Source organism: Psychrobacter sp. Ps3 (assembly GCF_022129275.1).
Taxonomy (GTDB): domain Bacteria; phylum Pseudomonadota; class Gammaproteobacteria; order Pseudomonadales; family Moraxellaceae; genus Psychrobacter; species Psychrobacter submarinus.
The window spans coordinates 25,754-37,395 of record NZ_JADQAL010000029.1 but is presented as its reverse complement, the minus strand read 5'-3'; the positions used below and the strand labels follow the sequence as shown (position 1 = coordinate 37,395).

The 11,642-nt window shown below is 46.5% G+C and carries 10 protein-coding genes; 1 reads left to right on the top strand and 9 read right to left on the bottom strand.

All coding sequences use genetic code 11. The features are described 5' to 3' along the window. Positions 1-84: 84 nt before the first annotated feature. From uvrC to mazG, 9 genes are all read right to left on the bottom strand, one after another. Positions 85-1,944, bottom strand: a complete 1,860-nt coding sequence (uvrC, locus tag I3248_RS09365) for an excinuclease ABC subunit UvrC (RefSeq protein WP_037059316.1) — start codon at positions 1,942-1,944, stop codon at positions 85-87. A 348-nt stretch (positions 1,945-2,292) separates the two neighbouring features. Beyond that, the gene (gene yjgA, locus I3248_RS09360) at positions 2,293-2,802 is read right to left on the bottom strand and encodes a ribosome biogenesis factor YjgA (RefSeq protein ID WP_238063413.1); all 510 of its coding nucleotides are present in this window, start codon (positions 2,800-2,802) and stop codon (positions 2,293-2,295) included. A gap of 58 nt (positions 2,803-2,860) precedes the next feature. Beyond that, complete coding sequence (gene rapZ, locus I3248_RS09355) at positions 2,861-3,808, bottom strand: RNase adapter RapZ (protein WP_238063412.1); 948 nt, start codon at positions 3,806-3,808, stop codon at positions 2,861-2,863. 104 nt (positions 3,809-3,912) lie between these two features. Then, positions 3,913-4,815, bottom strand: coding sequence for a pantoate--beta-alanine ligase (gene panC, locus I3248_RS09350; RefSeq protein ID WP_238063411.1), 903 nt, complete (start codon positions 4,813-4,815; stop codon positions 3,913-3,915). Between the two features lie 30 nt (positions 4,816-4,845). Continuing rightward, on the bottom strand, positions 4,846-5,646 hold the full coding sequence (gene panB / locus I3248_RS09345) for a 3-methyl-2-oxobutanoate hydroxymethyltransferase (RefSeq protein ID WP_025646128.1): 801 nt from the start codon (positions 5,644-5,646) through the stop codon (positions 4,846-4,848). Between the two features lie 86 nt (positions 5,647-5,732). Next, positions 5,733-6,233 (bottom strand): 2-amino-4-hydroxy-6-hydroxymethyldihydropteridine diphosphokinase, encoded by a 501-nt coding sequence (gene folK, locus I3248_RS09340; protein WP_238063410.1) that lies wholly within the window; start codon positions 6,231-6,233, stop codon positions 5,733-5,735. A 26-nt stretch (positions 6,234-6,259) separates the two neighbouring features. Continuing rightward, positions 6,260-8,458, bottom strand: a complete 2,199-nt coding sequence (gene pcnB, locus I3248_RS09335; protein WP_238063409.1) for a polynucleotide adenylyltransferase PcnB — start codon at positions 8,456-8,458, stop codon at positions 6,260-6,262. Between the two features lie 260 nt (positions 8,459-8,718). Then, on the bottom strand, positions 8,719-9,006 hold the full coding sequence (locus tag I3248_RS09330; protein ID WP_238063408.1) for a ComEA family DNA-binding protein: 288 nt from the start codon (positions 9,004-9,006) through the stop codon (positions 8,719-8,721). 100 nt (positions 9,007-9,106) lie between these two features. Continuing rightward, complete coding sequence (mazG, locus tag I3248_RS09325) at positions 9,107-9,883, bottom strand: nucleoside triphosphate pyrophosphohydrolase (protein ID WP_238063414.1); 777 nt, start codon at positions 9,881-9,883, stop codon at positions 9,107-9,109. A 246-nt stretch (positions 9,884-10,129) separates the two neighbouring features. Between mazG and I3248_RS09320 the strand changes: the two genes are divergently transcribed. Continuing rightward, entirely contained in the window at positions 10,130-11,602 is a 1,473-nt protein-coding gene (locus I3248_RS09320; protein WP_238063407.1) for a phosphomannomutase CpsG, read from the top strand. The last annotated feature ends 40 nt before the right edge of the window (positions 11,603-11,642 follow it).

Genomic DNA, 11,642 nt, shown 5'->3' with positions numbered 1-11,642 from the left:
CCTAAAAAATAGTCTCTGTCAGTGCCATGGTCGAATGTTCAACACGCCCTAATATAGCTATAAAATAGCGAGTGGTTGCAAACTCTACTCATGCAACACCTTATAAATCGTCTTGGCAAGTACAGGTCCAATGCCGTTGACGCCTGCCAGCTCCTGCTGCGATGCACCCAGTAGTTGCTGCATACCGCCAAAGTGATTGAGCAGATCACGGCGACGCTTTTCGCCCAGTCCAGGTATCACTTCTAACACTGAAGAAGAGCGGCGCTTATCGCGCTTTTTACGGTGCGCGGTAATGGCAAAACGGTGCGCCTCATCACGAATATGCATCAGTAGATGCAGCGCTTTACTGTCCATAGGTAGATCAAGCGGCTCATGGTCTAAGAAATGTAGCACCTCGAGCCCTGCTTTACGTCCCTCGCCTTTGGCTACGCCAATGAGCAAAGTATCCCCTAAGATTCCAAGTTCTGTCAGCACTTCTTTAGCGATACTCATCTGCCCTTTACCGCCGTCAATCAGTAGTAAATCCGGCAACGGCTGCTTTTTATAACGGCGGGTCAATACTTGCTGCATCGCCGCATAGTCATCGCCGCCGACAATATCGTGAATAGCATATTGACGATAGTCGCGCCGGCGCGCCCCGCCCTGATCGAAGACCACGCAGCTACCGATAGTCGCCTCGCCCATAGTGTGCGAGATATCGAAACACTCAATGCGATCGATGGCTCTATCGGTGACATCAGCGAGCACATCTTTTAGAGCATTGAAGCGCGCATGCAGCTCAAGATAATCACCAAGCTTAGTCTTTAGCGCATTGCTAGCATTAAGAGTGGCCAAATCTAACCATTCAGCGCGGTGTTCGCGCACGTTAGTCTTGATGGTGACTTTACTACCGAAATGAGTCGTTAGCGCCTCGCTGATGGCTTGTTGATCGGGTAGTTTGTGGCTTAAGATAATCTCGCTTGGTAAGTCGTCAGTCACCTGAAAATAAAACGAGGTAATAAAAGCGGATAAATTATCAGCGATAGGCTCGCTGCTATCGACATCAGGGAAGTAGTTCTTGCCACCGAGCACGCGCCCGCCGCGGACCGTCAGCACATTCACTGTTGTCATGCCAGCTTGGCTAGAGATGGCGATAACATCGGCCTCACCTTGCACGGTATAGACCGCTTGCCGCGCTTGCACTTCGCGCAGCATCGATAGCTGGTCGCGATAAAACACCGCTTTTTCGAAGTCCAACGCTTCGGCAGCGCCTTCCATTTTTTCGATCAAAGCACTATGGATATCGCTAGAGTCGCCTTTTAAGAAACGAATCGTATTATTGACATCCTCGAGATACTCTTCTGGCGACACCAGTCCCACACAAGGCGCACGGCAGCGCTTGATTTGATACTCCAAGCAAGGACGCTTACGCTGCTTAAAAAAGGTATTAGTGCATTGACGCATTTGAAACATCTTTTGCATTAGCACTAGCGTCTCTTTTGCTGCATGCGCTGAAGGAAAAGGCCCAAAAAAACGGCCTTTTTGATGGTTGCCTTTGCCGCGGCCATAAGCCAAACGCGGATAGGGTTTATCAGCAGAGATAAACACATACAGATAAGACTTATCATCGCGCAGCAGCACGTTATAAGGGGAACGGTATTCTTTAATGAGGTTTTGTTCGAGTAGCAGCGCTTCGGTCTCACTACGAGTAATGATGGTTTCGATATTATGAATACGCGCAACTAAAGCCCGAGTTTTTGGATGGTCGATAGTCTTAGCAAAGTAGCTATTAACGCGGCTTTTTAATGATTTGGCCTTACCCACGTAGAGAATATCACCATTTTTACCCAGCATTTTATAGACGCCTGGCAAGTTAGGTAAGCGCTTGATTAGGTGCTTTAAACGAGCTTTTCTATCGTCTTTACTCTCTACTTCAACAGTATTTTTACTGTTGTCTGCACCCATATTATCGTTTGCACTCATACTGTCATTCGCACTAGCCCCTTTACTAGTAGCACTTTTGACTTCACTACTAGTATCGCTGTCAGTATTCGATTTTAGAACTTTAACCATAACCACTAAAACTCTCGAAGGGTTTGAATTACTATTATTTATGGGGAGCTGCCGACTAGATTACAAGATGAAAAACAACAACCTTATCAAGCCATTATCTGCTTTATTGGACATCTATAATATCTATCCTACCTAAATATTTATCTTACTTGAGCATTTCTTTACCAAAACACTAATGCAAAAAAAGCCAGCGCTAAGCTGACCTTTTTATTGCTACAACCTATTTTTGTTTGAGCAGTATTATTTGAGCTGCGACAAAATAGCAACCTCGCGAATATAACTGGCTAGATCTTGCTCAGACTCTTCCATCAGCTCATCGTCTTGCATATGTTTGGCGTACTCAATCCACAATAATAGCTGGTACAGGCTGTTACGCTCAGAGGCCGTGTATTGCTTAATGAATTGCTTAAGCGTGCTCTCATCATTGATATTGAGCCTGCCGCGCCAGCTTTCTATCTTAGCGACTTGCTCATTCGGAAAAAACGCCTCAAACAGCGCTTTGACAAGCTCGTGACGGTTCTCTTCGCTGATGAGTTTACCGACCCGCTTAGTCTGACGGTTACGCGCATTAGCACTAGTAATATCAGCTAAAGCCATCAATTCCGCCATAAAATAATCACTGGCTGGCAAGGCTTTTAATTGCTTTTTGGATAAATTGGCTAAGGGTATCGATAACGCTTGTAGCCGCTCGTGAGATTTTTTGAGTTCGGTACGCGAAACGCGCATGTCTTGTTCTGACCAATCAATCATAACAACTCTCTAAAAATAGTAAGGATAAACGATATAAAGTAGCGACTAAAATAAGCGACTACCAGCGATTTTTTTCACGGTGCTTAGCGACTACGGTTAGCTCTTTTGGTAGATGCTGGGTCAAATGACGCTGTAGCTTTTCAGTGATAAAAACCGAGCGATGCTTGCCGCCTGTGCAGCCAATAGCGACGGTTACGGTATGGCGATTATTATGTAAAAAATTGGGCAGCCAGCGCGTAAGAAAGTGAGCAATATCCTCGCTCATTTCACTGACCTCTGGATAATCCGCAAAAAACGTGGCAACCTCACTATCTAAGCCAGTCGCGCTACGTAGATCGGCATTCCAGTGCGGGTTAGGCAAGATTCTAACGTCAAAGACGAAGTCAGCGTCGATAGGCGTGCCGTATTTAAAGCCGAACGATAGTAAATTAATGACGACTTTGTTTTCTGCCCCAACTTGATCACGCAGGCGCTCTTTGAGCTGATGGATATTAAGCTTGCTAGTATCGATAGTGATATCGGCGCGGCTAGCGATGGGCTGTAATAATTCAACTTCCTTTTGTATCGCGGCGGGTAAGTTATATCTAGTATTTTTGATTCCATCAGCATCTTGCGACATTAGCGGATGTACACGGCGCGTGGCGTTGAAGCGGGCAACCAAGATATCTTCTTGCGCGGTGACGTAGATTACTTGTACTTTTGCCTCGCCATAGCGATTATGTAGCTGCTGCTGGATCGCTGCAAAGTTCGACAAGTCAGCTCGCGGTGAGCGAATATCGACACCCAGTGCCACCCGCTTGATGTTACTTTCGTTGACAAGCTTATGCGCCGCTTCAGGCACTAAAGATAACGGTAAGTTATCAATAGAGTAATAGCCCAAATCTTCCAAAGCATTGAGCACTGAGGTCTTGCCTGAGCCTGAGCGCCCAGAGATAATAAGCACGCTGAGCTTATCGCTGTTAGATGATGGCGTTTGAGCATTTGCGCCGAGCTTGTCCACTTCCATGCTATTACCTTAATCCATAAGCTGATTAATAAATACCGTTACTGCGCTCTAAACGACTGAGCTCACTGTCTCTATCCTACGCTATTTATTTGACGATAATATGACTATTTGACCAATGGGCGGTTTAGTAGTACCAATTGATTATCCAGTAGCCTTGCCTGCCCTAAGGTGGCTGCAACTAGAATAATCAAGTCTTGCTGATTTTCTTTGAGCTTAAACGCTTCAAAATCGATAGCTTGTAGATCAGTCGTTTTTACTTGTAGATAGTCTATCTCAAACCCAGCTTGTGTGATGCGCTGAGCCGCCTTTGTTAATAATGATTGCAGTACGGACTCATCAAAACTATCTGCTGCTATTTTTTGCGCTAATTGCTCAGCCAAATCTTCTAGGACGTCATGTAACACAGGTGCGGTTTGTCGCTCAGCAGCAGTTAAATATTGGTTGCGCGAAGATAACGCTAAGCCGTCTTGTGCTCGTACGATAGGCGCGCCGATAATCTTTATCTGATAACTCAAATCTCTGACTAACTGCTTAATAATCGCTAGTTGCTGATAGTCCTTTTGACCAAAAAATGCCACATCAGGCTGCACAATATTAAACAGTTTTGCGACGACAATACCTACGCCATCAAAATGCGTCGGCCGTGATTCACCGCACAACTGCATGGCTATATTACCTGCCGTAACCTTGGTAGGCGGTGGCAATTGCGGATACATCTCATCAATACTAGGCGCAAACACATAATCGGCGTCTACGCTTGCAAGCTTGGCCACATCAGCTTCAAGAGTGCGCGGATAGCTATCAAAATCCTCACCAATGCCAAACTGAGTTGGGTTGACAAAGATACTGACCACCACGATATCAGCGTGTTGTTTAGCCATTTTGACCAGTTGTAAGTGTCCAGCATGCAAATTACCCATCGTCGGTACTAAGGCAATACGCTGCTGACTACGCAGAGGATTTAAGGTGTCTTGCAAGCTTGCAATATGATGATAAATGATAGGCATCACAGGGTCTTCTTTTGGTATCGGATAATATTAATCAAACTGATGCTGCGCCTGCGGAAAGCTGCCTTCACGTACCGACTGCTGGTACAGCGCAAACGCGCCTTCGATGCTACGTTCCGTGTTGCGCTCATCAGTTAAGAAATCATGAATAAATCTTGGCGCGCGCCCATGCACCATGCCCAGCATGTCATGCATCACTAACACTTGACCGTCGGTATCTGCGCCAGCGCCAATGCCGATGACGGGTACCGCGACTGCCTCAGTCACTGTCTTAGCAAGCTCTGCAGGTACGCACTCTAGTACCAATAGCGCCGCGCCCGCTTCTACCACTGCTTTGGCGTCCGCTAATAATTTGTCTGCCGCTTCATCGCTGCGACCCTGAATCTTGTAACCGCCAAAGACATTGACCGACTGCGGCGTTAAGCCTAAATGTACACAAGTTGGCGTACCGGCTTGCGCTAAAGTCGCGACCAAACGACTCAGCTCACGTCCGCCTTCTATCTTGATGACATGCGCGCCTGCCTGCATCAGCTGACGGCTATTAGCGATAGCCTCAGCTTCAAGCGCATAGCTCATAAAAGGCAGGTCCGCTAAGATCAGCGCTTGTTTATTACTACGGGCGATATTCGCGGTATGGTATGCCATATCGTTTACAGTAACTGGCAAAGTCGACTCATGACCTTGCACCACCATACCTAAACTATCACCAACCAAGATAGTATCAATCTCAGCCTTCTCCATCATCCGCGCAAACATGGCGTCATAGCAAGTCAGGCAAGTGAACTTAGTACCGTCTTTTTTGAACTTTTTTAGCGTAGATAAAGTCGTCATATGACCCTCAATGACTTAAATAAAAGTATTTTGAATAGCTAATAAAGATAGGAGCGAGCGGTGACTTTTAGCGTAGCTTTTTGCACTTATTCAATAAGCTTAAGGCCGCTCCAGTCTGCACTCAATGGATGAGCTGAGAGTGGCTGGCCCTTAATCATAAGCTCAGGCGCTAGCTCGCGTAGCGGCACTAACATAAAGTTGCGCTCATGCAGCCCTGCATGCGGCACTATCAACGCCGGCTCATCGATTTGCTGCTGACCATAAAGCAAAATATCAACGTCCAAACTACGCTCGCCCCAACGGCGCACACGCTCGCGCTGTGCTTGCTTTTCTAGCTGCTGACACAAAGCAAGCAGCGCTAGAGGCGCTAAAGTTGTCTTTATTTCCACCACAGCATTAATAAAGTCGGGCTGATCTTGCGGGCCCATTGGCGCTGACGCATAGTAAGAAGACACTCGCAGCTCACGTATGTCTTGATGCTGCTCTAAGCTGATCAGCGCTTGCTGTAAATGCTCGATAGGCGAGCCAAGCTTATTAGCTAAGTTACTGCCTAAGCCCAAATAACAAGTGATCCAATGGTTACTCATACGCCCCTTCACTCAGCTTATCACTATCAAGCATTATCGGTACTGTTTTTGCTACTATTTTTAGTGCTAGGCTGACGGCGTCGGCGTTTGGCTGGTACCGCGCCTTTATGAGTTGCTGCTGTCGCTGGCGTAGTATTAGCTTTAGGATGACTAGACTTAGCGGCGGCTGGAGTAGCGGATTTAGTAGCTGGGGCTTTCTTCTCGGCTTTGGCAGCAGTGTCTTTTTTAGCAGCATTGCCGCTCTTAGAAGCTTTGCCGTCTTGCAGCGCTTTATCTGTACTGTTATTTGCTGCAGGTTCAGATAAATTTAACGGCTTACGGCGACGCTTGCTAGGGACAGGCTCGCTACTTTTAGCACTCGCTACCGACTTTGGCGTTTGCGGTACTGACATAGTGGCTGAAGCTTCTAACTGCTTAGCTTCTGATTGCTTAGATTTTGACGGCTGAGCTGGTGCCTTGTCAGCTGCTGATTGAGCGCTTTCTTGATTGTCTGCAGTGGCTTTATTTTTGGCAGAGACTTTACGGCCGCTAGATTTCACCGTCTTGCTAGCGTTAGCATTGCTATTCGTGCTGTTATGATTGACTCTATCTTTATCAGCATTATCGCTACTATTTTCGCCAGCCAACTGTTTGTTTAGCGGTGGCACGACTCTTTCATGTTCAATCACAAACAACGGCTTTTGCGCGGCAGGCTTTTTATGCGACTTTTTAGTCGCGGCTAATGACAATTGCTGCAATTGTTCAAGCTCTTGACTATCTTGTTGCAGCTGCTCAGGGCTAGCGCCTTGCTGAGCCTTATTCTGAGTGCCCGTTTTATCACTATTGCGGCGGCGACGACGCGAAGGTACATTGGCAGTATCATTTGCCGATTGATTATTATGACTTCGACTGACTTTGACTTGGTCGGGATTGCTGTGAGCAGTCGCTTGGGTAGTATCGTTTTGCTTTTGACGATTACGCCCGCGTCCACGTTGACCTTTTTTGTAAGCGCCGCGGCGGATATTTTCATCAAAATCAGCGATGGCTTGCTGCTTGTCTCTCTCGGACAAGGTTTGATAAGTCTGCCACCACTCACCCATGCCATTGGTAGACTCGGATAACGGATGCTCGCTATCGCCGCACTGCTCACGTAGTAATAAAAAGTCAAAACCGGCACGAAAGCGCGGATGCTCAGCCAATTGTTCAATCTGCTTGTTACGCGGCGCCGCCAGCTTCGGCTGCAAAATCCAAATATCACGGATAAATTGTTCAGCGAACTTCGGAATGGCAGTCTTGATGCGCTGACGATCGATCACTTTACCTGCGGCATGTAGCTGCGCATCGCCAAAAGGCATATTACGGTTTTTGGCTTTTTCTAGCTGATGCAGGTAATTCTCCCACAATAAAGCGGCGTAGAAGAAGGCAGGGTTGATACTCTTACCAGCAGCAATACGCTTATCAGTGTTGATAGCGACTTGTTGTACTAATGGACTTGGCTCTGCAGGCGGATAGATAAACAGGTTATCGATAGCACCATATTCGAATAAAAGCGGCAATAGCGGTACTAGATAGCCGCCAGTAAACATCTTTTGCGTCTCGTCATAGAGACGGTGCGGCGAGATTTGCTCAAGCAGTGCCCAATTACTTTCGTGGAACTGCTCGGAGAGCTCTTTGTCAAACTCAAAGCCTAATTTGGCCTTAAAACGTAGCGCCCGTAGCAAGCGCACAGGATCTTCTTCGATGCGAATAGGCGCGTGACCTAACAAGCGAATGATTTTATTGTCAATATCTTCAAGCGCGCCGCAAAAATCATGGACTACGCCTTTTAGCGGTTGATAATACAGCGCATTCATTGAAAAATCGCGACGGGCAAAGTCTTGTTTGATATCGCCCCAAACATTGTCACGCAAAATCATACCGTCTTGATTGGTGCTTGCTTTATTATTGGGCGGGCCACGAAAAGTGGCCACCTCAATGAGCTCACGGCCCGAATAAACATGCGCTAGCTGAAAGCGGCGACCGATAATGCGGCAGCGCTTACCAAAGACATCTTTTATCTCGTATGGCTTGGCATCGGTAACCGCATCAAAATCTTTGGGCGCAAGCCCTAATAAAGTATCGCGCACTCCGCCGCCGACGATATAGGCATCAAACCCAGCTCGCGATAAAGTGGCAATAACTTCGGTAATGGAATTGGGTAATTCAGATTTATTCAGTTCTAACTGCTTGGCGGCACGCTCGGCCATGCATCTACTCCTCGCCGGTATTCTGTCGTTCCCGATAAACACAGCGTTTATCAGGCAAACACATCGGTTAGTTTAACAAATTTTAGGCTTGATTGTTGTATTATGACATTTACTTACAGCCGATTTGCTAAAAAACTTATAACCGATAGCAAATAACAGAGCTACTTTATTAATATAGCTAGTTTTTGGCAGAGATTTTGGCAAGTACTCAAGGCGTAGCGCTTTTGACTGAACTGCCGAATTAAAAAATGATTTAACGCCTAATGCTGCACCCGCATGCGCGCTCGGTTGTTTGCTATGGTTTTAGCGCCGATACCTTTTACTTTCTCTAGCTCATCAACGCTTGTAAACGGGCCAAACATCTCACGATACAGAATAATCTCTTGCGCTTTACTGCTACCAATACCGTCAAGCGTTACCAGCTCACCCTCGCTAGCACTATTGATATCGACTACGGCCTGCTCACGCGCTTGCGTTTCATAATTCTCTTGCGCTAATAGATACTCATAAGCCTGCTTTGGATCTGCATAACAAACCGCTGCTTGCACCTTAATTATCATAAAGCATAGGATTAAAACAGACAAAATAGCACTTGACCCAAGGCGTGAGCGTTTATTATGGTTTTGCACACCTCGATAGTTGATAAGCTTATAAAGCGCGTTCATGTTGTTTGGCGGACTCCCAAAGTGCATCCATCTCATCGATATCGCTCTCTTCCAAGCTTTTACCACAAGCTTGCAGCTGATCTTCGATATAACCAAAGCGCGACTTAAATTTATGAACGCAAGTTAAAGTCGCCGCTTCTGCATCAAGATTGAGCTTACGCGCAACATTGACTAAGGCAAAGACACAATCACCAAGCTCTTTTTCAATATCACTACTATTGGCTTTTATCTCAGCCTTGGACTTGCCGGTAATTTCAGTTTTTAATTCATCGATCTCTTCTTCTAGCTTTTCAAACGCGCCTGCCACTCCTTCCCAATCAAAGCCTAACTTTGACGCTTGGCTTTGTACTGACTGCGCTTGCATCAGCGCACTACCTGCCTTCGTCGCATCCAAACGCCGACGCGGTTTGCCCCGCGCTTCGTCGACTTGCCGCTCCTCCGCCTTTATCTCATCCCAGCGCGCTTTTACCGCAGCCTCGTCTTTAAGACTCTCCGCTTCAAACACATGCGGATGACGACGAATTAACTTCTGTTGCAAAGTGGTAATCACGTCACTCATATCAAAACGCCCTTGCTCCGCATAAAGCTGACAGTGAAAAATCACTTGCAATAACACATCGCCAAGCTCGCCTTTGATATCCTCATCGTCATCAGTCTGCACCGCCGCGCCAAGCTCGTACGCTTCCTCTATCGCATAAGGGATCAGGCTGTGATTGGTTTGCTTTTTATCCCAAGGACAATCGCGCCGCAGCCGTGCCATTAAAGCCAGTAAATCGTTTAATTCACCGGTGGCAGTGGGTGTGTCTTTTACCGGCTGCGGTGGTAAGGTTTTAGTCTGATATTCATTAACTTGTGAATTATTATCATCGATAGTTATAACCATAGTCACTCTTATTTTTATCGTTTAACACTAATTACTTAAAGCCGCTTACAAGTTAGTGTACCATTGAATGCTTATTGAAGAATAACAATGCTTTTCACTTTTAAGCCTAGGAATATCTGTTTTATGTCTACTGTCAATACTACCAGCTACCAGCCTACGACTACCTTCGATCCTATCACTATCGGCTCGTTTAAAGCCTACGATATTCGCGGCGAGCTTGGCGTGACTCTCGATGAAGACATAGCCTACCGCATTGGTCGCGCCTTCGCGCAAATTTTATCGCAGCGTATTGATGATGACGCTGAGTTAGAAACGTTAAAAAAAGCAGTGGTCATAGGCTGCGACATCCGCGACTCCAGCGAAGCCCTAAAACAAGCGACTATCGCCGGTATATTGGATGCCGGTGTTGATATTATCGATTTAGGAATGACCGGCACCGAAGAGGTGTATTTTGCTACTAGCCATTACCAAGCGTTAGGCGGTATCGAAGTCACCGCGAGTCATAATCCAATTAACTACAATGGTCTAAAGTTGGTTAAGGAGCACTCAAAACCCATAAGTGCGGACGATGGTTTAGCTGAGATTCAAGCCTTGGCTGAGTCGGGTGACTTTGCTGCGATCAAGCAAAAAGGCGAATTGGCAATACTAACGGATAAAAGCGCTTACATCGATCACGTGATTGGCTTTATCGATATCGACAAGCTCAAGCCGTTAAAAATAGTGATTAATTCAGGTAATGGTAGCGCCGGTCCCGTCGTTGATTTACTGATTGATAAACTCGTGCAAGCTGACGCGCCTATTGAGATCATCAAACTGCACCACAAGCCTGACGGCAGCTTCCCTAATGGTATTCCTAATCCAATGATCTTAGCCAACAGAGAGTCCACTCGCCAAGCGGTATTAGACAATAAGGCTAATGTAGGCATTGCCTTTGACGGTGATTTTGATCGTTGCTTCTTATTCGATGAGACCGGCGAGTTTGTCGACGGTAGTTATGTGGTCGGTATGCTCGCGCAGGCCTTTCTTAATAAGTACCCAAATGAGTCCATCGTTTATGATCCTCGCGTTATTTATAACACCGAAGCGGTGATTGACGATCTCGGTGGCAAGGCAGTGATCAGTAAGTCAGGGCACTCTTTTATCAAGCAAGTCATGCGTGAGTCCGGAGCGGTTTATGGCGGCGAGATGTCGGCGCACCATTATTTTCGCGATTTCTTTTATTGCGATAGCGGTATGATTCCGTGGCTGTTGACCATTGAGCTGTTATCAATTACGGGTAAAAGCTTATCAGAACTCGTCAACGGCTACATCAGCGCTTATCCAAGCTCAGGCGAGCTGAATTTTCGCTTAACCACGCAGGATGCGCAGGCGATTATTGAGAATATAGAAAGTAGATTTGCAGATGAAAAACCCAGCAAATCTACTCTAGATGGGCTTAGTCTTGACTTTGGCGATTGGCGTTTTAATTTGCGGGCTTCCAATACTGAACCCTTAATTCGGCTCAATATAGAGACTCTTGGTGATAAAGACTTACTGAAAGCCAAAATCAATGAGATTGAGGACTGGCTAGCTCAGCAAGGAGCGGTTCCGGCTTAATATAGTCGAACCACTATTAAAGTGTTACAGCGTTAGACTC